The sequence below is a fragment of the Limnohabitans sp. genome, assembly GCF_040401135.1.
GTDB lineage: Bacteria > Pseudomonadota > Gammaproteobacteria > Burkholderiales > Burkholderiaceae_C > Limnohabitans.
In genome coordinates this window covers 1-22,969 of the sequence record NZ_JBBAOV010000036.1, presented here as the reverse complement: position 1 = coordinate 22,969, position 22,969 = coordinate 1, and the positions used below count along the sequence as shown (strand labels likewise).

General features: G+C 56.4%; 24 protein-coding genes and 1 tRNA gene. 10 read left to right on the top strand and 15 right to left on the bottom strand.

The window, feature by feature from the left end; all coding sequences use genetic code 11:
* Nucleotides 1-21: 21 nt before the first annotated feature.
* Nucleotides 22-750, top strand: a complete 729-nt coding sequence (trmB, locus tag ABWP81_RS09880; RefSeq protein ID WP_353141443.1) for a tRNA (guanosine(46)-N7)-methyltransferase TrmB — start codon at nucleotides 22-24, stop codon at nucleotides 748-750.
* Between the two features lie 14 nt (nucleotides 751-764).
* Complete coding sequence (locus ABWP81_RS09875) at nucleotides 765-1,661, top strand: pseudouridine synthase (protein WP_353141437.1); 897 nt, start codon at nucleotides 765-767, stop codon at nucleotides 1,659-1,661.
* A 74-nt stretch (nucleotides 1,662-1,735) separates the two neighbouring features.
* On the opposite strand, the gene alaS is transcribed toward ABWP81_RS09875, so the two are convergent.
* Nucleotides 1,736-4,360 (bottom strand): alanine--tRNA ligase, encoded by a 2,625-nt coding sequence (gene alaS, locus ABWP81_RS09870; RefSeq protein ID WP_353141435.1) that lies wholly within the window; start codon nucleotides 4,358-4,360, stop codon nucleotides 1,736-1,738.
* 88 nt (nucleotides 4,361-4,448) lie between these two features.
* Here alaS and ABWP81_RS09865 point away from each other — a divergent pair, with 88 nt between their 5' ends.
* Together ABWP81_RS09865 and ABWP81_RS09860 are read left to right on the top strand one after the other, a co-directional pair.
* Nucleotides 4,449-5,927, top strand: a complete 1,479-nt coding sequence (locus ABWP81_RS09865) for an NAD-dependent succinate-semialdehyde dehydrogenase (protein ID WP_353141441.1) — start codon at nucleotides 4,449-4,451, stop codon at nucleotides 5,925-5,927.
* A gap of 120 nt (nucleotides 5,928-6,047) precedes the next feature.
* Entirely contained in the window at nucleotides 6,048-6,395 is a 348-nt protein-coding gene (locus ABWP81_RS09860; RefSeq protein ID WP_353141433.1) for a hypothetical protein, read from the top strand.
* Between the two features lie 32 nt (nucleotides 6,396-6,427).
* Here ABWP81_RS09860 and ABWP81_RS09855 read toward each other — a convergent pair whose 3' ends face one another.
* Nucleotides 6,428-6,682: a hypothetical protein gene (locus tag ABWP81_RS09855; protein ID WP_353134664.1), complete on the bottom strand. Its 255-nt coding sequence runs from the start codon at nucleotides 6,680-6,682 to the stop codon at nucleotides 6,428-6,430.
* A 73-nt stretch (nucleotides 6,683-6,755) separates the two neighbouring features.
* On the opposite strand from ABWP81_RS09855, the gene ABWP81_RS09850 reads away from it, so the two are divergent.
* Nucleotides 6,756-6,829 (top strand) — tRNA-Gly (locus ABWP81_RS09850).
* Between the two features lie 70 nt (nucleotides 6,830-6,899).
* Here the strand turns inward: ABWP81_RS09850 and ABWP81_RS09845 are convergent.
* The 3 genes from ABWP81_RS09845 to ABWP81_RS09835 are packed head-to-tail and all read right to left on the bottom strand — an operon-like array spanning nucleotide 6,900 to nucleotide 8,713.
* Nucleotides 6,900-7,322, bottom strand: coding sequence for a universal stress protein (locus ABWP81_RS09845; protein ID WP_353135292.1), 423 nt, complete (start codon nucleotides 7,320-7,322; stop codon nucleotides 6,900-6,902).
* 41 nt (nucleotides 7,323-7,363) lie between these two features.
* Entirely contained in the window at nucleotides 7,364-8,002 is a 639-nt protein-coding gene (locus ABWP81_RS09840) for a 3-oxoacid CoA-transferase subunit B (RefSeq protein WP_353141431.1), read from the bottom strand.
* Nucleotides 8,003-8,011: 9 nt separating this feature from the next.
* A complete protein-coding gene (locus ABWP81_RS09835; RefSeq protein WP_353141429.1) occupies nucleotides 8,012-8,713 on the bottom strand; it encodes a CoA transferase subunit A in 702 nt (233 codons plus the stop codon).
* Nucleotides 8,714-8,813: 100 nt separating this feature from the next.
* On the opposite strand from ABWP81_RS09835, the gene ABWP81_RS09830 reads away from it, so the two are divergent.
* Complete coding sequence (locus ABWP81_RS09830) at nucleotides 8,814-9,368, top strand: LuxR C-terminal-related transcriptional regulator (protein ID WP_353141439.1); 555 nt, start codon at nucleotides 8,814-8,816, stop codon at nucleotides 9,366-9,368.
* A 45-nt stretch (nucleotides 9,369-9,413) separates the two neighbouring features.
* Nucleotides 9,414-9,677 (top strand): YkgJ family cysteine cluster protein, encoded by a 264-nt coding sequence (locus ABWP81_RS09825; RefSeq protein WP_353141427.1) that lies wholly within the window; start codon nucleotides 9,414-9,416, stop codon nucleotides 9,675-9,677.
* 6 nt (nucleotides 9,678-9,683) lie between these two features.
* On the opposite strand, the gene ABWP81_RS09820 is transcribed toward ABWP81_RS09825, so the two are convergent.
* Entirely contained in the window at nucleotides 9,684-10,106 is a 423-nt protein-coding gene (locus tag ABWP81_RS09820) for an acyl-CoA thioesterase (RefSeq protein ID WP_353141425.1), read from the bottom strand.
* The gene (locus tag ABWP81_RS09815) at nucleotides 10,103-10,885 is read right to left on the bottom strand and encodes an SDR family oxidoreductase (RefSeq protein WP_353141423.1); all 783 of its coding nucleotides are present in this window, start codon (nucleotides 10,883-10,885) and stop codon (nucleotides 10,103-10,105) included. Before ABWP81_RS09815 ends, ABWP81_RS09820 begins: the two co-directional genes overlap by 4 nt.
* Before the next feature lie 101 nt (nucleotides 10,886-10,986).
* Here ABWP81_RS09815 and ABWP81_RS09810 point away from each other — a divergent pair, with 101 nt between their 5' ends.
* Nucleotides 10,987-12,672, top strand: a complete 1,686-nt coding sequence (locus tag ABWP81_RS09810) for an electron transfer flavoprotein-ubiquinone oxidoreductase (protein ID WP_353141421.1) — start codon at nucleotides 10,987-10,989, stop codon at nucleotides 12,670-12,672.
* A 5-nt stretch (nucleotides 12,673-12,677) separates the two neighbouring features.
* Nucleotides 12,678-13,040, top strand: a complete 363-nt coding sequence (gene gcvH / locus ABWP81_RS09805; protein ID WP_353135274.1) for a glycine cleavage system protein GcvH — start codon at nucleotides 12,678-12,680, stop codon at nucleotides 13,038-13,040.
* A gap of 15 nt (nucleotides 13,041-13,055) precedes the next feature.
* Here the strand turns inward: gcvH and ABWP81_RS09800 are convergent, their stop codons facing one another.
* The 3 genes from ABWP81_RS09800 to ABWP81_RS09790 are packed head-to-tail and all read right to left on the bottom strand — an operon-like array spanning nucleotide 13,056 to nucleotide 16,555.
* Nucleotides 13,056-14,414: an APC family permease gene (locus ABWP81_RS09800; RefSeq protein ID WP_353141419.1), complete on the bottom strand. Its 1,359-nt coding sequence runs from the start codon at nucleotides 14,412-14,414 to the stop codon at nucleotides 13,056-13,058.
* A 59-nt stretch (nucleotides 14,415-14,473) separates the two neighbouring features.
* Nucleotides 14,474-15,313 (bottom strand): methyltransferase domain-containing protein, encoded by an 840-nt coding sequence (locus tag ABWP81_RS09795; RefSeq protein WP_353141417.1) that lies wholly within the window; start codon nucleotides 15,311-15,313, stop codon nucleotides 14,474-14,476.
* 45 nt (nucleotides 15,314-15,358) lie between these two features.
* A complete protein-coding gene (locus ABWP81_RS09790; protein WP_353141415.1) occupies nucleotides 15,359-16,555 on the bottom strand; it encodes an aminotransferase-like domain-containing protein in 1,197 nt (398 codons plus the stop codon).
* 19 nt (nucleotides 16,556-16,574) lie between these two features.
* Here ABWP81_RS09790 and nth point away from each other — a divergent pair, with 19 nt between their 5' ends.
* Nucleotides 16,575-17,213, top strand: a complete 639-nt coding sequence (gene nth, locus ABWP81_RS09785) for an endonuclease III (protein WP_353141413.1) — start codon at nucleotides 16,575-16,577, stop codon at nucleotides 17,211-17,213.
* Here nth and ABWP81_RS09780 read toward each other — a convergent pair.
* From ABWP81_RS09780 to ABWP81_RS09760, 5 genes are all read right to left on the bottom strand, one after another.
* Nucleotides 17,210-18,178, bottom strand: a complete 969-nt coding sequence (locus ABWP81_RS09780; RefSeq protein WP_502905533.1) for a tripartite tricarboxylate transporter substrate-binding protein — start codon at nucleotides 18,176-18,178, stop codon at nucleotides 17,210-17,212. The two genes, nth and ABWP81_RS09780, sit on opposite strands and share 4 nt — an antisense overlap.
* A gap of 111 nt (nucleotides 18,179-18,289) precedes the next feature.
* The gene (locus ABWP81_RS09775; RefSeq protein ID WP_353141409.1) at nucleotides 18,290-19,678 is read right to left on the bottom strand and encodes an MmgE/PrpD family protein; all 1,389 of its coding nucleotides are present in this window, start codon (nucleotides 19,676-19,678) and stop codon (nucleotides 18,290-18,292) included.
* Nucleotides 19,675-20,832, bottom strand: a complete 1,158-nt coding sequence (locus ABWP81_RS09770) for a CaiB/BaiF CoA transferase family protein (protein ID WP_353141407.1) — start codon at nucleotides 20,830-20,832, stop codon at nucleotides 19,675-19,677. Before ABWP81_RS09770 ends, ABWP81_RS09775 begins: the two co-directional genes overlap by 4 nt.
* Before the next feature lie 10 nt (nucleotides 20,833-20,842).
* Nucleotides 20,843-22,003 carry an acyl-CoA dehydrogenase family protein gene (locus ABWP81_RS09765; RefSeq protein WP_353135250.1) on the bottom strand — a complete coding sequence of 387 codons (1,161 nt, stop codon included), beginning with the start codon at nucleotides 22,001-22,003 and terminating at the stop codon, nucleotides 20,843-20,845.
* A 27-nt stretch (nucleotides 22,004-22,030) separates the two neighbouring features.
* Entirely contained in the window at nucleotides 22,031-22,906 is an 876-nt protein-coding gene (locus tag ABWP81_RS09760) for an HTD2 family dehydratase (RefSeq protein WP_353141405.1), read from the bottom strand.
* Nucleotides 22,907-22,969 lie beyond the last annotated feature (63 nt).

Below are 22,969 nucleotides of genomic sequence, written 5' to 3'. Positions count from 1 at the left end.
CTATTTCTAGATTCTTCCGCCATGATCACCGCCGACACGCCCACCACTCCAGACGCTACAAAACCCGACACGCCGTTCATGCGCGTGATCAAAACTTACGTGCTGCGTGCTGGGCGTATGGGGCCTGGGCAGACGCGTGCGTTTGAGCAGTTTGGCCCACAGTTTTTGCTGCCTTACTCACCTGAGCGTTTGGATGTAGCCGCTGCGTTTGGTCGCACAGCACCGCTGATTTTGGAAATTGGTTTTGGCATGGGGGACGCCACTGCCAAGATTGCGCACGCGCGCCCTGATGACAACTTTTTGTGCTGCGAAGTTCACGCGCCAGGCGTGGGTGCGTTGCTGAAGCACTGCGGCGAAGAAAGCATTGGCAACATTCGCATCGTGCAGCACGACGCGATTGAGGTAATGGACCACATGCTGGGCGAGAACAGCCTCGACGGCGTGCACATCTTCTTCCCCGACCCGTGGCACAAAAGCCGCCATCACAAACGCCGTTTGATTCAAAGCGCGTTTGTGAACCGCTTGGCCCAACATATCAAGCCCGGCGGCTACCTGCACTTGGCCACTGACTGGCAACCGTATTCAGAGCAAATGATGCAAGTGGTGTCTGCCGAGCCTTTGCTGAAAAACACCGCCACCGACGTCAGCGGCTTTGCCGAAAAGCCCGCCTACCGCCCTCTCACCAAGTTTGAAAACCGAGGCTTGAAGCTCGGCCACGGTGTGTGGGACTTGGTGTTCATCAAGGTCTAAGAGTTCTGGCACACATGCGTATCCCCACGCGCAACGGCGTAGGCGCTAGCCGCGTGTCGCTCCCCTCTGGGCCTTGGCCCACGGTGCTGGATTTTTTGCTGGAGCGCATGCCCGACATCTCGCGTGATGAGTGGCTGCAACGCTTTGCCGACCAACTGGTGCTGGACGAATCAGCCCAGCCCGTCGCAGCCACGCAGATCTACAAACCGCTCACCAAGGTCTACTACTACCGCCACATCGCCAATGAGCCAGTGCTACCCGAAAAGGCCCGCATCGTGTTTGAAGACGAGCACTTGATCGTGGCCGACAAACCGCACTTCATGCCGGTCACGCCTGCGGGTCGCTATGTGCAGCAAAGTTTGTTGGTGCAGCTTAAACACCTCGCGGACAACGACGACCTCGTGCCCCTGCACCGCATCGACCGCGAAACTGCTGGCTTGGTGATGTTTGGCAAGCGCCTGCAAGACCGCGATGCGTACCACGCGCTGTTTCGCGACAAACAAATGCACAAGGTATACGAAGCAGTGGCGGCGTTCAACCCCGCGCTTCAATTGCCCCGCTTACACACCAGCCGCTTGCAACCCGACACGCTTTTTTTTAAAACACAAGAAGTAGATGGCGAGCCCAACAGCGAAACACGCATCAGCCTGCTCAAAGTTGAAGGCGCTCGTGCGCTTTACCAGCTAGAGCCCATCAGCGGCAAACGCCACCAATTGCGCGTGCACATGATGGCGCTGGGCTTGCCGCTCGAAGGCGATCAGTTTTACCCCACCGTGTTGCGCGGGCCGGATGCAGATGAAGACTTCAGCAACCCGTTGCAACTATTGGCCAAAAGCGTGAGCTTTGCCGATCCAGTTACAGGTGAACCGCGAACATTTCACACCACTTTGCGCCTGAACATTCACGCATAAAAAAGCGCTGGCGTTTAAAACGACAGCGCTTTAAGACAGTGCTTTAAACAGTGCTTTCAATAGGCTTAAGAAATTTAAAGTCGCTCAGTTACCCAAGCTTGCACGCTGTCCAAAGCCTTAGGCAAGGCTGCGGCATCAGTGCCGCCAGCCATGGCCATGTCCGGCTTGCCGCCACCTTTGCCGCCCACTTGTTGGGCTACAAAGTTGGCCAACTCGCCAGCTTTGACTTTGCCTACGTTGTCAGCGGTCACGCCTGCGGCGATGTTCACCTTTTCGCCGTCCACTGCGGCCAGCACGATGACGGCCGACTTCATTTTGTCTTTGAGCTTGTCTAGTGTGTCGCGCAAAGTTTTGGCATCCGCGCCTTCGAGCTTGGCCACCAATAGTTTGGTGCCCTTCACATCAAGTGCTTGCGTCATCAACTCATCGCCTTGGGCAGAAGCCACTTTGCCTTTGAGGGCCGACACTTCTTTCTCAAGCGCTTTAACTTGATCCAACACTTGGGTCAAGCGCGTATTCAACTCAGTCGGTGGCGCTTTGAGCGCACCAGCGGCTTGCGCCACTGAGTCTTCCAGCGATTGCAAATAACCCAAGGCATTCGCGCCAGTGATGGCCTCAATGCGGCGTACGCCAGCGGCCACACCACTTTCGCTCACCACCTTGAACAAACCAATGTCACCCGTCGCTTTGACGTGGGTACCACCGCACAACTCGCGACTGGATCCAATGTCAAGCACGCGCACGGTCTCGCCGTACTTCTCGCCAAACAACATCATGGCGCCTGTTTTTTGCGCTGACTCGATGTCCATCACGCGTGCTTGCGCAGCAGCGTTAGCCAAAATTTCGTCGTTAACCTTGGCTTCGATCTCGCGAATCTGCGCATCGGTCATTGGGGCGTTGTGCGCAAAGTCAAAGCGTGTGCGCTCGGCATTCACCAAGCTGCCTTTTTGTTGCACATGGTCGCCCAACACCTCGCGCAAGGCTTTGTGCATCAAGTGGGTGGCCGAGTGGTTGCGCACGGTGGCTGCGCGCACATGCACGTCAACTTGCGCATCCACAGGGTCGCCCACGGCCAAAGTGCCTTGGGTCAAGGTGCCGTGGTGGCCAAACACATCGGCCTTGATCTTCAGGGTATCTTCCACAGCAAAGCTGGCAGAGCCGCTGACCAACGCACCCGCGTCGCCTACTTGGCCGCCGCTCTCGGCGTAGAAGGGTGTCGCGTCCAACACCACCACGCCCGTTTGGCCATGCTTGAGTTCGGCCACAGAGTTGCCGTCCAAGTACACTGCCACCACTTTGGACGTGGCTTTCAGGTCGTCGTAGCCCACGAATGTGTTGATAACGCCTGTGTAGTCCAAGGCCTTGTCCATCTTGAACTTACCTGCAGCGCGGGCTTGGTTCTTTTGTTTTTCCATCGCAGCGGCAAAGCCCGCTTCGTCCACGCTCAAGCCACGTTCGCGGCACACGTCAGCCGATAAGTCGAGCGGAAAGCCGTAGGTGTCGTGCAACTTGAAGGCCACTTCACCTGGCAACACTTGGACGCCACCTTCCAAAGCGGCATCCAAAATTTGCATGCCGACTTCGAGGGTTTCAAAGAAGCGCTCTTCTTCGGCTTTCAGCACCGACGCAATGCGATCGGCTTGCGATGACATGTTGGGATAAGCGGCACCCATGAGCTTGACCAAGTCAGGCACTAGCTTGTGAAAGAACGGTTTTTTCTGGCCCAATAAATAACCGTGACGAATGGCGCGGCGGATGATACGGCGCTGCACATAGCCTCGGCCTTCGTTGCTGGGCACCACGCCATCGCTCACCAAGAATGAGGTGGCGCGAATGTGATCGGCAATCACGCGCAAGCTCTTATGGCCCAAATCAGCGCAACCCGTTTCGCGTGAAGCGGCTTTGATAAGGGCATCAAAGATGTCGATTTCGTAGTTGCTGTGCACATGCTGCAAGATGGCAGCCAAGCGTTCTAGGCCCATGCCCGTGTCCACGCAAGGCGCGGGCAAGCGGGTAATGCTGCCGTCCTCTGCCATGTTGAACTGCATGAACACGTTGTTCCAAATTTCGATGAAGCGGTCGCCGTCTTCATCGGGGCTACCGGGAGGGCCGCCAGGGATGTGGTCGCCGTGGTCGTAGAAAATTTCAGAGCAAGGACCGCAGGGGCCCGTGTCAGCCATCATCCAGAAGTTGTCGCTCTTGTAGCGGCCGCCTTTGTTGTCGCCAATGCGAATCACGCGCTCGGGTGGCAGGCCAATTTCTTTGGTCCAAATGTCATACGCCTCGTCGTCCTCTTGGTAAACGGTGGCCAGCAAACGGTCGGCGGGCAGCTTGTAGACCTCGGTCAACAACTCCCATGCCCACTTGAGCGATTCGCGTTTGAAGTAGTCACCAAAAGACCAGTTACCCAGCATCTCAAAAAAGGTGTGGTGGCGCGCGGTGTAGCCCACGTTTTCTAAGTCGTTGTGTTTGCCACCGGCACGCAAGCAAGCTTGCACCGAGGCAGCGCGAACATAAGAGCGCTTGTCTTCGCCCAAGAACACGTCTTTGAACTGAACCATGCCCGAGTTGGTGAACATCAAGGTGGGGTCGTTTCCCGGCACCAGTGGGCTAGAAGCCACGACGGTGTGGCCTTTGGACTCAAAGAAGTCCAAGAATGATTTGCGAATGTCAGCGACGGTGAATTGGGGTGTAGTCATGCTGCAATTATAAGTTTCGGTGTCACCCCAGAGTCATCGCAGGCTTTGGGGCGGCGGTATGCTTGATTCAACTATTTTGGAGACCGTGATGGACATGAAGACAGCACCCCTTTCTTTGCTCAACGACCCCAGCCTGCTCAAGACCGATGCGCTGATCAATGGCCAATGGGCCAAGGGCGGCAGCCGCTTTGATGTGCATGACCCCGCCACCGGTCAAAAGCTGGCCGATGTGGCCAACCTAACCGCCAAAGACGCCGAAGCCGCCCTTGACGCCGCCAACGCCGCATGGCCCGCCTGGCGTAATAAAACAGGCAAAGAACGCAGCATTATTTTGCGTAAGTGGTTTGACCTGCTGATGGCCAACCAAGAAGACTTGGCCCGCATCATGACCGCCGAACAAGGCAAGCCCTTTGCCGAAGCCAAAGGCGAAGTGGCCTACGGCGCCAGCTTTGTGGAATGGTTTGCCGAAGAAGCCAAGCGCGTCAACGGCGAAACCCTGCCCCAGTTTGACAACAACCGACGCTTGATGGTGCTGAAGCAACCCATCGGCGTGTGCGCAGCCATCACGCCTTGGAACTTTCCGCTGGCCATGATTACCCGCAAAGTGGCGCCCGCCTTGGCTGCGGGCTGCCCCGTGGTGATCAAACCCGCCGAACTCACGCCACTTACCGCCTTGGCCGCTGCTGAGCTGGCAATTCGCGCAGGCATTCCTGCCGGCGTGTTGAACATCCTCAGCGCCGACAGCGACAACAGCATTGCCATCGGCAAGGTGTTTTGCAGCAGCGACATCGTGCGCCACATCAGCTTTACAGGCTCCACCGAAGTGGGCCGTATTTTGATGGCGCAGTCTGCGCCCAGCATCAAGAAGCTGGCCCTCGAGTTGGGTGGCAACGCCCCGTTCATCGTGTTTGACGATGCCGACATCGACAGCGCTGTGGATGGCGCGATGGCCAGCAAATACCGCAACGCCGGCCAAACCTGCGTGTGCGCCAACCGCATTTACGTGCAAGACGCGGTGTACGACGAGTTTGTGCAAAAGTTCTCGGCCAAGGTCAAAGCCCTAAAGGTAGGCAACGGCTTTGACGACGGCGTGTCGCAAGGCCCGCTGATTGAGCAGGCCGCCATTGAAAAGGTGGAGCGCCATGTGAAAGACGCCATTGCCAAGGGCGGCAAGGTCATGGTGGGCGGCCACAAGCTAGACGGCCAGTTTTACGCGCCCACCGTCATGGCCAACGCCCGCGCCGACATGCTGTGCGCCCGCGAAGAAACCTTTGGCCCTTTCGCCCCCGTGTTTCGCTTTCACCAGGACCAAGAAGCCATCGACGCCGCCAACAACACCGAGTTTGGCTTGGCCAGCTACTTTTACAGCCGCGACATTGGCCGCATCTACCGCGTGAGCGAAGCGCTGGAATACGGCATGGTGGGCATTAACGTGGGGGTGATTGCCACCGAGCATGTGCCTTTTGGTGGTGTCAAGCAGTCGGGCTTGGGGCGCGAAGGGTCTAGCCACGGCATGGACGAATACCTTGAAATGAAATACTTGTGCTTGGGCGACATCCTCAAATAACGCCAAATCCTTTAAAAACGCGGGTCTACGTGTTTTTACATAAAATAAATTTGTTTTGATCTAAATCAATTTATACAATTAATTTATCAATTTATTGTTGAAACAAAGGCACTATCCCACATGGACTCCAAGCAAATTTATCTGCGCTTTCTTAATCTCATTCACGCCTTAGACGGTAGTGCTAATGCGCCCACAATGGACTTAGATGCCAAAAAGCTACTCGAAGTGATTGCGGTTCGTCACGCATCCGAAAAGCCGTTGACCGTGACCGATGCCATGGCTTTGAGCGCCATTGCTTCGCCAGCCACCATTCACCGTAAGCTCGACCAACTGCGTGAGTTGGGCATGATTGATACCGTGTTTGAAGGTAAAAACCGCCGCACCAAATATTTGGTGCCAACGCCAATGGCGCATGATTACTTCAAACAATTGGGTAATGTGATGAAACAAGCGCTGGTAGAAGCTTAAAAGCTCGCCATGCTCGCCCTGCAACAGCATCCCTAGCGGATGCTGTTTTCACATCTTTTCTTGATTTTCTCGGCTGCGATGCGGCGGCAATACTTCATGTCGTTTTCGACTTTACCCATGCACAGATTGAGCAAATCATTGCCAGCGATTTTTTGGCAATGTGACTTATCGTTGGTCGTGGTGGCTCGGCAGTAATGGGCCTTGTCTTTGTCCTTAATATCGTCGCAGCTTTGCGCATGCACGGCAAAACACATCCACATCGTTGTCACCACTAAGATTTTTTTCATGCTTCATTCCTTAAACCACACGTGCCACGTGATTAAGTTTAGGGCAAGCATCGCTACAATGCCAGCACTTTATGCGGGTGTCGTTCAATGGTAGGACTCTTGCTTCCCAAGCAAATAACGTGGGTTCGATTCCCATCACCCGCTCCACTCATAAAAAAGCCGCTCAAGTTGAACTGAGCGGCTTTTTCAATGGATGCCGCAGCATCCAACGGGGCGATTACTTCACCAACAACACGGGCTTTTTGCAAGTGGCCATGACACGCTGCGCCACAGAGCCCACCAACAAATCAACGATGCCGCTGCGGCCTTTGGTGCCCATCACCACCATGTCAAACTTTTTGTCTGCGGCATTAGAAATAACTTCCGCCACATGACCTGTTTGAATGATGCTGTCGTGCTTGACGCCCGCCTTCACCAAGACTGCCAAAGCGGCCTTGATCTCTTTGTCGCTCAATTCGCGCAGGTAGTCGGCAATGCCTTCTTTACCTACGAACTGCTGCGCATGACGCAAGCCTTGGTCATCGTGCACGTTGATCAAGGTGATGCGATCTTGCGTACGAAAGTTGGAGGCTAACTTCACGGCGTACTTGACCGCGTTCAATGAAGATTTAGAACCGTCGACAGCAACCAAAATTTTCATGATGTTTCCTCTTGTTATGAATGAACCAGTTTAGTCCCTCATCACAACAAGGTCACACCTGTCTTGCTTTGCAAGAACTCACGAGTCACACCAGGTGCCAGCTCAATCACTTTGAGGCCTTCAGGCAACACGTCCATCACCGCAAGATCGGTGATGATGCGGTCAACCACGCCCACGCCTGTGAGTGGCAAGGTACAGTTTTTCAAGATTTTTAAATCTTCGGTGCCGTCCTTTTTCTTCGCCACGTGCTCCATCAAGATGATGACGCGTTTGACGCCAGCCACCAAGTCCATCGCGCCGCCCATACCTTTGATCATCTTGCCGGGAATCATCCAGTTGGCCAAGTCACCCTTCTCGCTCACTTGCATTGCGCCAAGAATGGAGAGGTTGATCTTGCCGCCTCGGATCATGGCAAACGATTGATCGCTACCAAAAATCGCCGAGCCTTTGATGGTGGTGACGGTTTGCTTGCCCGCGTTGATGAGGTCGGCATCGACCTCATCTTCATACGGAAAAGCGCCAATGCCCAACATGCCGTTTTCGCTTTGCAGCCACACTTCGACGTGGTCGGGCACGTGGTTGGCCACCAACGTGGGAATGCCGATGCCGAGGTTGACATAAAAACCGTCTTGCAGTTCGCTTGCCGCACGTGCGGCCATTTCGTCTTGAGTCCAAGCCATGTCTATTCCTTATTTACGGTCACGAGTAGTGCGCTTTTCGATGCGCTTCTCGGGGGTGGCGTTGAGCACGATTCGGTGCACATAAATACCGGGCAAGTGAATGTCGTCAGGGGCCAGTTCGCCAGTGGCCACAATGCGCTCTACCTCGACCACGCAAATCTTGCCTGCGGTGGCTGCAGCGGGGTTGAAGTTGCGAGCCGTCATGTTGAAACGCAAATTGCCAGAGCGGTCGGCCACATCAGCTTTGATAAGCGAGATTTCAGGCACGAGCGAGCGCTCCATCACATAGGTCTCGCCGTCGAACTCGCGCAGCTCTTTGCCTTCGGCCACCAAGGTGCCTACGCCGGTTTTAGTAAAGAAGGCGGGAATGCCAGCACCACCAGCACGCAGCTTTTCGGCCAGCGTGCCTTGGGGTGTGAACTCAAGCTCTAGCTCGCCAGCCAAGTATTGGCGCTCAAACTCTTTGTTCTCGCCCACATAGCTGGAGATCATTTTTTTGATCTGGCGAGTTTCAAGCAACTTGCCCAAACCAAAGCCGTCAACGCCAGCGTTGTTAGAAATAACGGTCAGGTCTTTCACACCGGTGTCGCGCAAGGCGTCAATCAGGGCTTCAGGAATCCCGCACAAGCCAAAACCGCCCACAGCCATCAGTTGGCCGTCGGCCACGATGTCTTGGAGTGCTTCAGCAGCAGATGGAAAAACTTTGTTCAAGGGAGGCTCCAGTCAGTACAACAGAATGGCACTACGATACTACGTAACTCACTACGTAGTTTTTCGTAAGCACAGACCCCTGCTATGTTGCCCCATGATGATGTCAGTTGATTACCGCCAAGCCTTTGACCTCGCCCCTGTCGGCCTGGTGCTGTCGCGCAACCGCACCATGGTGGACTGCAACCAACACGTGTGCGACATGTTTGGCACTTCCCGAGAACATCTGATGGGCCAGTCATTTCAGGTGCTCTACCCCAGCGCTGATGAGTACGAACGCACGGGGGCACGCATCAAACTGAGCCTCAATACCAAGGGCCTCTACGCCGACGACCGTTTGATGAAGCGCATTGATGGTCGCCTCAAAGGTGAGCCGTTTTGGTGCCATGTGACGGGCCGCGCCCTGAATCTTGAATCCCCCCACGAAGCGGGCATCTGGAGCTTTGAAGACCTTAGCGCCACACGCCCCGTGCGAGCCGAGTTGACCGCCCGCGAACGCGAAGTGGCCGCATTTTTGATGGAGGGCATGACTTCCAAAGAAATTGGCAAAGTGCTGGGCATCAGCCACCGCACGGTGGAGATTTACCGCGCCAAGTTGATGCGCAAATACAAAGCATCGACCACCGCAGACTTGGTGCATAAGTTGGTGGTGGGTTAATTGCGCCAAGATCATCGCCCCACACGCAGCAACTTGGAGCCCCTCATGGAATGCCGCAGCGGGTGCGGCGCGTGTTGCATCGCGCCCTCCATCACCAGCGCCCTACCCGGCATGCCACATGGCAAACCGGTAGGCGTGCCATGCGTGCAATTGCTGCCCGACATGCGCTGCGCGGTGTTTGGCAAACCCGAACGGCCTGCGTTTTGTGGTGGCTTGCAGCCTGCGGCTGACATGTGCGGGGCCGACCGAGATGCTGCGCTGTTGTGGCTCACACAATTGGATGCGGCCACGACACCCAAACAGCTTTGAAGCCTTTTAAGGCGTCACCATCTCGCGCACCCAGTCGGGCAAGTCCACCGCTTTTTGCATGGGAAAGTCGATCCAAATGGTGGTGGCGCCGCCTGCGGCGTAAATCACACCGGGGTTGGCGGCCTGCTCCATCGTGGCCCAGGTCTCAAATGTGGTGCGGCCTGGATCACTGGCATACATCTTGATCAACAAATCACAAGGGTATTCCAGCTGTTTGTAAAAATTACAAAACGCATTCACGATGACGGGGCCTTCGCCCTCGGGCTTTGGCTCGGAATTGAATTGACGCAACCAATCGACACGGGCAATTTCGAGGTAACGGAAGTAAATGGTGTTGTTCACATGGCCCATTGCATCCATGTCACCCCAGCGCACAGGGATGGTGGTCTCGTACACCAGCTTTTTGTGTTCAGGAATTTCGTATCTCATACTGAAAACCCATCGTCCGCCGAAATGATGGCGCCATTGATGAACGCGCTTTCTGCACTGGCCAGCAAGACCAGCAAGGCATCCAAGTCTTGCGGATGACCCACACGCTTACGCGGCAGCATGTTCACCAGTTTTTGACCCGCCTCTGTGCTCCAAATGTGTTCATTCATTTCGGTGCTGATGTAGCCAGGACAAATCGCGTTGACGTTGATGCCAAAACGTCCCCACTCCAAAGCCATGGCCTTGGTCATTTGAATCACGGCGGCTTTGCTCATGGCATAAGGTGCGATCTGGGGCAAGACTTTTAAACCCACCACCGAAGCAATGTTGATGATGCGCCCACCGGTGTAGCTACCAGGCGCCGATCCCTTAGCGCGGGCCAGCATACGTTTGCCCACCTCTTGCGCCACAAAGAACGAACCACGCACGTTGGTGTTGAAGGTGAAGTCAAAGTCTTCCTCGGTCACGTCTTGCACGCGCTGTGTGGTGCTGACGCCAGAGTTGTTGACCAAAATATCGATACTGCCCACCTCAGTCTCGGAATGGGCTACTGCCGATTTGATGCTGCTCAAGGTGGTGACATCCAAACTCACCACATGGGCGTCGCCACCCTCAGACTGAATCTCTGCACGCAGCTCTTTGAGCTTTTCTACACGGCGGCTGGCCAGCACCACGGCGGCCCCAGCGCGCGACAAGGTGCGGGCAAATTGCGCACCCAATCCGCTGGATGCACCGGTGACCAAAGCTACGCGACCCGATAAATCCATGCTGTACGCCATGTTGAGCTCCTGAAGGTTGAGTTAATTCATTATCACAAGTGTGTCTATGTCAGGCCCTAAAATCTGTCTCACCTCTGACAACAGACCGAAACATACAAGCAATGACACAAGAAGAAATTCTCGCCCAGTTCGGCCCCCGCGAAGCCATGGAATACGACGTGGCCATCGTCGGTGGCGGCCCGGGTGGGTTGGCCACAGCCATTCGCATCAAACAGCTCGCCGCAGAAAAGGGCAACGACGTTTCTGTGGTGGTGCTAGAAAAAGGCTCGGAGCCCGGTGCGCACATCTTGTCTGGCGCAGTGATGGACCCCAAGGCCATGACCGAGCTCATCCCCAACTGGAAAGAACTGGGCTGCCCACTGAACCAAGCGGTAACGGGCGACGACTTGCTCACCCTCACACAAACCGGCGTCACCCGCGTGCCTGGATGGTTGATGCCCCGCAACTTTCACAACGATGGCTGCTATGTGGTGTCGCTCAGCTATGTGACCAAGTGGATGGCGGCGCATGCTGAATCGATGGGCGTGGAAATCTTCCCTGGCTTCACGGCAGCTGAAGTTTTGTATGACGGGCAAGGTGCTGTGAAAGGCATTGCCACCGGCAACCTCGGCATCGGCAAAGACGGCGAGCCCACCGACAACTTCCAGCTCGGCATGGAACTGCACGCCAAGTACACCATCTTTGCCGAAGGCGCACGCGGTCACTTGGGCAAACAACTCATTGCCAAATACAACTTGGCCGAAGGCCGCGACCCGCAAAGCTATGCCATCGGCATCAAAGAACTGTGGGAAGTGGACCCCTCCAAAGCCAAGCCCGGTTTGGTGGTGCACACCTCAGGCTGGCCCATGCAAGACGACGCCTTTGGTGGCGGCTTTTTGTATCACTTGGAAGACAACAAAGTCACCCTCGGCTTTGTGCTGGGCCTTGACTACAAAAACCCATGGCTCAGCCCGTTTGAAGAAATGCAACGCTGGAAAACACACCCAGCCATTGCTGCCCACCTCGAAGGCGCCAAGCGCATTGGCTACGGCGCACGCGCCATCAACAACGGCACGCCACAGGCCTTGCCCAAAACCGTGTTCCCAGGCGGCGCACTGATTGGTTGCGACGCGGGCTACTTGAACGCTGCCCGTATCAAAGGCAGCCACGCCGCCATCAAGAGCGGCATGCTGGCTGCCGATGCGGCTTTTGAGGCTGTGTCTGCAGGACGTGCCCAGGACGAGCTGAGCGCTTATCCCGCTGCGTTCAAGCAGAGCTGGCTGCACACAGAGTTGCACCAGTACCGCAACTTCAAACTGTGGTTCAAAAAAGGCATGTGGGTTGGCACGCTGATGACCGGCATCGAACAATGGCTTTTGCCCAAGCTCGGCATCAACACCCCGCCGTGGACGCTGCATGGCAGCAAGCCCGACCATGTCAGCCTAGAGCCTGCAGCTCAGCACGCGCAAATCAACTACCCCAAGCCAGACGGCAAGCTCACGTTTGACCGATTGAGCAGCGTGTTTATCAGCAACACCAACCACGAAGAAAACCAACCCGCGCACTTGACGCTCAAAGACGCATCAGTGCCCGTCAACATCAACCTCGCCACCTACGCAGGCCCCGAGAGCCGATATTGCCCCGCCGGTGTGTATGAGTATGTGAAGAACGAAGACAATTCTGATCGTTTGCAAATCAACGCGCAAAACTGCGTGCACTGCAAAACTTGTGACATCAAAGACCCTACCCAAAACATCGTCTGGGTCACGCCCGAAGGCGGTGGCGGTCCCAACTACAGCGGCATGTAAAAACTATGAACCAATATCACGCAGAACACACATGGGTGCGCATCGAAGGCGATACCGCTTGGGTGGGCATCACCCAACACGCACAAGAAACATTGGGCGACATCGTGTTTGTTGACTTCGCTGAAGTCGGCAAAACCTTTGCACAAGGCACCGTTGCCGGTGTGGTCGAGTCGGTCAAGGCCGCCGCCGACGTGCACATGCCCGCAAGTGTGGAAATCCTCGAACAAAACGAAGCCTTGCGCGCCGACCCTTCGTTGGCCAACAGCGACCCCGAGGGTGAGGGTTGGTTTTATAAGGTCAAGCTCAGCAACCCGGCCGAGTTAGATGGGCTGATGGATGCTTTGGCCTATCAGGCCATCTCGGGCTGAGCCGCCCCTATTGAATTAATCTTTGTTGTGGCGGCTTTCGCGCCAACGCAGCACCAGCCAGGCAAGCACGCCCGTAGCGATCAGCCAGCCTGAAACGTGGATGGCATTTTGGCTAATGGCGTAGCTGATGCTGGAGTAGGTCAACCACGCGCAAGCTGCGCAAAACACCAGCGGCAGCAGCGGATAAAGCGGCACCTTAAATGGCCGATCAGCCAGAGGATCGGTTTGACGCAGCCACATCAGGCCCACGCCCACCAGGAACAAAAAGCCCCAGAACACGGGGGCCGTGAACTCGACCATGGCAGAAAAACCATCGCCCTCTTGCATGCCCAATAGCACCAATGCAATGGCAATAACGGCCTGCATCCACAGGGCTTTGCGCGGGGCGCCGTTTTGGGTTTGCCACTGGCCTAAGGCCTGCAAACTGGCCCAGTCGCGGCCCAAAGCAAAGTTGGTGCGAGCACCCACGATGATGGTGGCGTTGATGCTGGTGAGTGCAGCAATGGCCACCGACAGACCCAGCGCCTTTTCAGCCCATGGGCCAAAGGCTATGCCCACCAAACTAGAGGCCGCCGTCTTGCTGCCCGAGAGCCCGGCCTGCCCCAAGCCCCATAACAGCGCAAGGTTGACCGACAAGTAAATAGCCGTCAACGCCAACATGCTGAGCACGATGACGCGCACCATGCTGCGTGGACCACCCTTGAGCTCGGCCGAGACATACGCTGCCTCGTTCCAACCCCCAAAGGTGAGCAAGACAAACACCAACGCCAAGCCCCACGCGCCCGCTGGAGGGGGTTTTTCAAACCAGCTCAGGCTGGCTGGGGCTGCGGCATCACCAAACCACAGGCCCGCCACCACCACGGCCAGCAAGCCCGCCACTTCGAGGGTGATCAACACCATCTGCATGCGTGAAGACGCATGGATGCCAGCCATGTTCACCATCGTGAGCGCCACCACAATGACCAACGCCCAAATGGCACTTGAATGCGCACCCAAAGGCACCAAGGTGCTGAAGTAGTCGCCAAACACAAACGCCAACAGCGCAATGGAGCCCGTATTGATGATGGTGGCGCGGGCCCAGGCGTACAAAAAAGCCAGGTCGCGACCAAACGCACGGCGCAAGAAATGGTAGTCCCCACCCGCATGCGGGTAAGCCGTGCAGAGCTCGGCGTAGCACAAGGCGCCGGCCATGGAAATCAGCGCGCCTGCTACCCAAATCGTCAGGGCCCAGCCGGCATCGCCGCTGATGCCAGCCACCAGAGCCGGGGTTTTGAAAATGCCAGCACCGATGACGATGCCGACAATCAGCGCCACGGCGGCCAAGGCGCTCAAGAGACGCGCGGGCTGCGCGCTTTGACTAGAGGAGTCGCTCATGATCTGCTCAATTAGGTTGGGTTCAATTCAGCTCAGGGAGCACGTGGCTTAAAGGCGGCTTAAAGGCGTCGGCCGTCCAAAGTCTGAACCAAGTAATCTGTGGAGAGCTTGCCACTCAGGCTATTGCCATTGACTTTGCCACTGAAGCTGCTCACAGCCTGACCCTCTCCACGGAACTGAAAGCTCAAGTCTTCGCCACGCAAACGGACACCCAACAACTGCTGCGTGCGGCCATCTAGGGTAATGGTGCCGCCCACGTTTTGAAAGGTTTGCTCTAGGCTGAGTCGCGCTGTTTTACCCATATCAAAGGTCACACTCCAGCCGCCTTGAACGGACGTGGGGACGATCCACATATAGGCATTCGCGCCAGCGGCGATCGCGCTCTCGTCAGGCTGCCAATCGCCCATGTCAAAGGCATGCGCTACCACGCGCGTGCCTGGCTTCATTTTCAAAATGGTGGGACGCAAGCGCAGGTTGAGGTCGGGCAAGAGGTACATGGTGACCACGTCGGCCGAGCTGAAATCTTCTTTAAAAATATCGCCCGTGATGATGCGCACCTTGTCCTGCATCCCGGCCTCGGCCACCTTGCGACGGGCAAACTCGGCCATGTTGGCATTGAATTCAATGCCAACGGCATTGGCCTTGAATTTTTGTGCAGCCGCAATGGGAATAATGCCGTCACCCGAACCCAGATCAAACACCCGATCTTGCGGCGTGACTTTGGCCATGTTCAGCATTTTTTCAACCAACTCGGGCGGCGTGGGAATCCAGATCACGTCTTTGCCACTCTGACCCCGGGCAGGCTTGTAATTGGGATCAGTGGTTAAGGTGTTGGCAAAGCCCCCCACCATGAAGAAAGACAACAGAACAAAAGCAAGACGGCGAGACAAGGGCAGCATGACAAGGCTCCTAAAAATGCGTGAACTGCTTTGGAGAGAAAAAATTTACGAAAGGGCAGCCAAACCCAGTCGGGCGATGCCCTCTTTGATCTTGACCACATCCGCCGTGGCAAAGCTCAAACGAATGGCTGATGGATCGGGGTCGTTGGCAAAAAACGGTGCGCCGGGCACAAAAGCAACGCCTTGTTCAATGGCGCGTTTGGCCAGCTCGGCACCGTCTTTCAGTTTGCCGCCAGCGCCCGTGAGATTGGCCCAAAAAAACAAACCACCTTGGGGTTGGGTGAATGTCAGGGCGTCGCCTAGTTCTCGCTTCAGGGCTTCGCCCATTGCGGTGGCGCGCTCGGCATACACACTGCGCACATGCGCCAAGGTGGCGGGCATGCGGCCTGATTTGAGGTAGTGCGCCGCGGTGGCTTGCGCGAAGGTGGAAGTGTGTGCATCGCTGAACTGTTTGCACATGGTGGCGCGGGCCAAGAGCTCGGGCGGGGCAATCATCCAGCCCACACGCAGGCCGGGCGACAACACTTTGCTGAGCGAGCCGCAGTAAACCAACCACTCTCGGCTGCCCGGCACTTGGTCGCTCAAAGCGAGCAACGAGGGTGGCGGCGCATCGCCAAAGTACAGGTCGCCGTAGGGGTCGTCTTCGACCACGACGGTTTGGTATTTCACGGCGAGCTCCAGCACCCGCAAACGGCGCTCTAGGCTCAGCGTGGCACCGCTGGGGTTGCCAAAGGTGGGGATGAGGTAGACGAGTTTTGGCTTGTGTTGCACCATCATCTCTTCTAGCTTGTCCACTTGCACGCCGTGCGCGTCGATCGGCACGCCAACCACTTGCGGGCCATACAAACGGAAACACTGGATGGTGGCCAAAAAAGTAGGGCCTTCGACCAAGGCCACATCGTTCGGGTTAAGCAAGGTTTTGGCAATCAGGTCCAGCGCTTGTTGGCTGCCGGTGGTGACGATAAGGCCAGTGGCGTCTAAGCCCTTCACGCCTTTATCGGACATAAAGGCAACGAGTTGTTCGCGCAGCGGGTTGTAGCCCTCAGTCGCGCCGTATTGCAAGGCAGCGCCTGGCTCTTCGGTCAGGGCGCGGCTGCTGGCTTCGCGGATGCCTTGCACATCAAACATGGCGCTGTCTGGGAAGCCGCCAGCAAAGCTGATGATGCCGGGCTTGCCCAGCAGTTTGAACAGTTCACGAATGGCGGAGGTTTCAACGTTGTTGAGGCGGTCGGCAAATTGCATGGTGGGGAATAATGGTCGGATGAAAACACAGCACATCGAGCCTTTTTTTGCGACGCTGAAAGCAGCCAATCCACAGCCCAATACCGAATTGGAATATACCAGCGTGTTCGAGTTGTTGGCCGCTGTACTGCTGAGTGCCCAAGCCACCGATGTGGGTGTCAACAAGGCCACGCGCAAGTTGTTCCCCGTGGCCAACACACCGCAACAGATTTTGCATTTGGGCCTTGATGGATTAGAAGGTTATGTCAAGACGATCGGCCTGTACCACAGCAAAGCCAAGCACTTGATGCAGACTTGCCTCATCTTGGTCGAGCAGCACCAAGGCCATGTGCCTCGGACCCGGGAGGCCTTAGAAGCCTTGCCCGGGGTAGGTCGAAAAACAGCCAACGTGGTGCTCAACGTAGCCTTTGGCGAGCCCACGATGGCGGTAGACACGCACATCTTTCGCGTAGGCAACCGCACAGGCTTGGGGCCTGGCAAAACCCCGCTGGCTGTGGAGATGAAATTGATCAAGCGCATTCCTGCAGCGTACTTGGTGGACGCACATCATTGGCTTATCTTGCATGGCCGCTATGTGTGCCAAGCCCGCAAGCCGCTGTGCTGGCAGTGTGGGGTGTCTGAGTTTTGTAGCTTTAAGCCAAAAACTCAAAACCCTTAATCCGCTGAGACGCCCGCTTTGCGGATGATCGGGCCCCATTTGTTGATTTCCAACTTGAGGTGGTCTTTCAAACCATCCGCCGTCATCTTGTCAGAGGATGGAATGTCTGAACTGAGCTCAGTCAAACGTTGCTTGATCATGGGGTCGGCCATGGCAAAACGCATGGCCGTGTTGATTTTCTTCAACACAGGGGCCGGCGTACCTTTGGGTGCATACATGCCGTGCCACACCTTGACTTCAAAGCCCTTCAAACCTTGCTCGTCCAAAGTTGGCACATTGGGCAGCGCAGCCAAACGCTTCAAGGTGGTGACACCAAACACTTTGACGCGACCATCTTTGATCATGGGCACTGTCTGCGTGGTTTGGTCGCACAAGATATCAACTTGACCACCCAACAAATCGTTCATCGCAGGGCCTGTGCCCTTGTAGGGGATGGTGTTGATGTTCACGCCAATGGCGCTTTTGAACATCAAGCCGCATAAGTTAGACACAGCGCCTAGGCCAGCATCCGCCAGCGACACTTTGTTTTCGTTGGCCTTGATGTAGGCAATCAACTCTTGCAAGTTGTTGGCTGGAATGTCTTTGCGCGCCACCAAAGTCATGGGCACATCCACCACTTGACCGATGTATTCAAAATCAGTCAACGGGTCAAAGCTTAGCTTGTTGTACAAAGCCGGTGCTGTGGACATGCCCATATGGTGCAAGAAAATGGTGTAGCCATTGGGTGCCGCACGGGCCACTTTGGTGGCGCCAATCGTGCCGCCCGCCCCGTTGACGTTCTCGACCACCACAGGCTGACCCAAAGACTGCCCCATGGGAATAGACATCATGCGGGCCACCACGTCCGTGGGGCCACCCGCAGCAAAAGGCACGATCAAGGTGATAGATTTGTCGGGATACTTTTGCGCATGGGCAAAGCCACAAGCCAAGGCACAAGCGGCCAATAGGGTTTTGATGGTGATCATCGTTTTCATCTTCGGCTCCTCTTTCTTAAGATTTGGTCGTATCTTTAGACATCAGCTCACCTGACACAAGACCGTAAACCCTCGCTCAACTCTGCAAAAGCCTGTGATTTGTCATGCAGGTGACAGAATTCGGCCGACGTTTGGCCACTGTATGACTTGCCAAAGCTGCGCCACGACGCCAGCCATCTCATGCGGTGTCGCGCCACCACTATGCGCTGCAAGGCGCAGGGCTTTGGCTGTGATTTCGTCACGGCTTAGGGTGTTGCCAGGATCACCCTTGGGTTCATCCACACGGCCTGTTAACACACGGCCATCTGTGGTGTGCACCGTCACTTTGCCAATCCAACGCTGTGGGTAGGCGGTGTCGACCTCTTGGTCCAACACCATCTCTACCTTGTCGCGCAAAGCTTGGGTAATGTCGTCTTTGAAATACTGGTCAAACTCGCTCAAACCCGCATGTTCAAAACGCGCCACCAAAGCCAACACCGTGCCCATGCTGAACTTGCTTTGATGGACGGTGCTGGGGTGGGTGACTGGGCCCAACACATCGATCGCGCCTTGGTGCACATGGGTGATGACGCGGGCTAAGTCAGCAATGTGCAACTGATGGTCTTGCATCACTTTCAGCAAAGCATCGGCCGCGGGGTGGGTGTGGCGACACGAAGCGTGATACTTGAACGAAGTTTCTGCAGTAGCCCAGCGCGTGCCCAAACCTTTGGTGAGTTTGCGTACATCGGCATCGCTGGACATACCCGCTGCCATGCCCTGCGGCCCTTCCAAAATTTGTGCCGCACCGGTGAAGTTATTTTTGGACAAATAGGCCGCCATCAAACCCGCGCCTGCAGCATGGGCGGTATGCAACTGCTTTGAGTCAGCGGCGGTGCGCAAAAACTCCCACAAACCTGCCGACTGCGTACCTGCCGAGCCAAAGGCGTGCTGCATTTGCATGGCATTGAGCCCCAACAAATGCCCCACGGCAGCAGCAGCCGCCAAGGTGCCCGCGGTGCCCGTGGTGTGAAACACGCGGTAATGCGAGCGGCCTAAAAACTCCCCCACACGAATGCCCACTTCGTAGCCCACCACCGCGGCGGTGATGAGCTGCGCCCCGCTGGCCCCAATGGCTTGTGCCACGGCCAACGCCGGCGGAAACACTACCGTGGCGGGGTGAAACACAGAGCCGTTGTGCACATCGTCTTGCTCGGCCACATGCGATGCCGCGGCATTGGCCATGGCCGCCCAATAGGGGCTGGTGGTGCTGCGGTTGGTCAACACCTCGCTAGGTCCCGATGCGGGGCCCATGCTCAAAGCAAATTGGGTCAAGGTCTCGACGGGACGCGCGCCATGACCCGCGATGGCAGAACCAAACCAATCGACCCACAGGTCTTCAGTTTTGCGCAAAACGTGTTGAGGAATGTCAGCAGTCTTCAGGTTCGCGGCAAAAGCTGCGAGCGTGGCTGTGGCGCTGTTGTTGGCGGTGGAGTTGGGGGACAAAACATTCATCGTTGGATCCCCAGTTCTTTCAAAATGGCTTGGGTGTGTTCACCCACTTTGGGAATGGCATCCATGCGGTAGTCAAAAGCGCTTTGCTTGCCGGGCGGCAGCAAGGCTGGCAGATCGCCTGCTGGCGAGCCCACCGTGGCCCATCGCTCACGCGCTTGCAGCTGCGGGTGCGCCCACAAATCGGCCATGGTGTTCATGCGTGCGTTGGCGATTTGCGCCACATCCAGACGTTCAATCACTTGTGCAGCCGTCAAGGCAGCAAAGGTGTCGAGGATGATTTTTTCTAAGTCGGCTCGGTTGGCATTGCGGCTGGCGTTGCTGTCAAACCTTGCATCGGTGGTCAGCGCGGGTTGCAGCAACACGTGTTGGCAAAACTGCACCCACTCGCGCTCGTTTTGCAAACCCAACATCACCGTGCCGCCATCGCCTGCGTTGAAAGGCCCATAGGGGTAAATGGTGGCGTGCGCTGCGGCGTTGCGGGGCGGCGGCGATGCGTTGTCCATGGCGTAATACATGGGGTAGCCCATCCACTCGCCCAAAGCTTCGAGCATGGACACATCGATGTGAGAGCCTTCGCCTGTTTTGTCGCGCTGAATCAGCGCAGACAAGATGTTGGTGTAGGCGTACATGCCAGCGGCAATGTCGGCAATGGAGTTGCCGCTTTTGCTCGGATGGTCGGGTGTGCCAGTGATGCTCAAAAAGCCGGCCTCGCTTTGGATGAGCAAGTCATATGCTTTCTTGTCTCGGTAAGGACCGTCGTTGCCATAGCCCGAGATGTCGCACACGATGAGGCGTGGGTTGGCAGCACGCAAGGTGGCTGCATCTAAACCCATTCGACCGGTGGCGCCGGGCGCCAAGTTTTGCACCAACACATCGGCCTTGGCAATGAGTTGTTTGAGGACCGCTAGATCTTGCGGGTCTTTGAGATCCAGCGCCAAGCTTTCTTTGGAGCGATTGACCCACACAAAGTGTGACGACTCGCCTCGTGCGCGTTGGTCATAGTCACGCGCAAAGTCGCCCACACCTGGACGCTCGACCTTGATAACGCGTGCGCCCAAGTCAGCCAATTGACGGGTACAAAACGGCGCTGCGATAGCGTGCTCTAAAGACACTACCGTGATGTGGTCAAGAGGCCGGACTTTTGTGGTGGTCATCGTGACGTCCTCAGAACGAACGCGGCAATCCGAGAATGTGCTCGGCCACGTAGCTGAAAATCATATTGGTCGAAATAGGTGCCACCTGATACAGGCGCGTTTCACGAAACTTGCGCTCGATGTCGTACTCACACGCAAAGCCAAAACCGCCATGCGTTTGCAAACAAACATTGGCAGCCTCCCAACTGGCCTTTGCCGCGAGGTACTTGGCCATGTTGGATTCGGCCCCTGCGTTTTGCATAGCATCGATTTTTTCGCAGGCTTTCCAACGCATCAAATTAGCAGCTTCGAGTTCGATGAAGGCGTCGGCAATGGGAAACTGCACGCCTTGGTTTTGGCCAATGGGGCGGCCAAACACCACGCGCTCGTTGGCATATTTGGTGGCACGGTCGATGAACCAGTAGCCGTCGCCAATGCACTCGGCGGCGATCAGGGTGCGCTCGGCGTTCAAGCCGTCGAGCAGCGTCTTGAAGCCCTTGCCCTCTTCACCCAACAAGGCGTCTTCGGGAATTTCGAGGTTGTCGAAAAAGAGCTCGTTGGTCTCGTGGTTGACCATGTTCAAAATGGGACGCACGGTCAGGCCGTTACCCATCGCTGTTTTGAGGTCGATCAAAAAGCAAGACAAGCCCTCAGACTTTTTCTTCACTTGATCTGCTGGCGTGGTGCGTGCCAGCAAAATCATCAAGTCGCTGTGCTGGATGCGCGAGATCCACACCTTTTGGCCGTTGATGACCCAGCGGCCGTCTTTTTTGACGGCGGAGGTTTTGAGCTGAGTGGTGTCGCTGCCCGTGCTGGGCTCGGTCACGCCCATGGACTGGATGCGCAATTCGCCCGTGGCGATTTTGGGCAGCAACATGTCTTTTTGTTGTTGCGAACCGCTGCGCACGATGGAATTCATCACGTACATCTGGCCGTGGCAAGCGCCCGAGTTGCCGCCCGAGCGGTTGATCTCTTCCATGATGACCGAGGCCTCGGCCATGCTCAGGCCAGAGCCGCCGAACTCTTGCGGTATCAGTGCGGCCATCCAGCCTGCCTTGGTGAGTGCGTCGACGAAGGCTTCAGGGTAGCCGCGTTGTTCATCCACTTTGCGGTGGTACTCGTCAGGAAATTGGGCGCACAGGTCGCGCACGGCGTCGCGGATATCTTGGTACTGGTCGTGGTGGGTCAACATAAATTTATACAGAGTGAATCAAATGGATTAGCCGAGCTCGGCGGTGGCTTGCATGGTGAGCCAGCCTTCGTGGTCTTGCGCCCAAAGTCGGATGGATGAGCCCTTGGCATCGGGCTCGCCGCACACGCGCAAGATGCGCTGATCGGCGCACTCAAAAGTGGGGCGCAACGCTTGGAACTCAAAACTGCGAACGGGTCGGTCGGTATGACGACGCACCAAGTCCAGCAACAAAGTAGCAATCAAAGGCCCGTGCACGATGAGGCCAGGATAGCCCTCGACATCCGTGACGTACTTGCGGTCGTAGTGAATGCGATGACCATTGAAGGTGAGTGCGGAGTAACGAAACAACAGCACATCGTCAGGCGTGATGTCGCGCTGCCACGTGGCTTGTATTTCAGCCGCCATAGGTGCGGGCACAGGATCGCCGGGTAGAGCCGCTGGGCGGTACACGATGTCATGCACTTCGCTCAGACACAAGCCATGGGCGTTGTGCACCTCATGCTTGACCGACACAAACAACAAGTCCCCCGTGCGACCCGCCTTGTGTGTGACCGACTCAATGGTGGACACACGCTGAACAGCGTCACCCACTTGTAACGGCGCATGCCACTGCAAACGTCCACCCGCCCACATGCGGCGCGGCAACGGCACAGGCGGTAGAAAACCACCGCGGTTGGCATGGCCATCAGGCCCAATTTCACTTTGGCGATGGTGCGGCAAAAAGAACAACCAATGCCACAAAGGCGGCAGCTCTGTGCCAGCTACGGGCAAAGCATCCTCGCGGTCCAGCGTGGCGCTTAGCGCACGCAAGGGTGCGGGCGTGAGAAGGTCTTCAAATATTTCGCTGCGGCCTTGCCAAGATTGCAGGTGGGCAAGTATTTCAGCGTCAAGGTTAGTGGCCATACATCAATCGATCGAAGCACCCGAAGTTTTGACAATTTGCGCCCATCGCGCAATGTCTTCGTT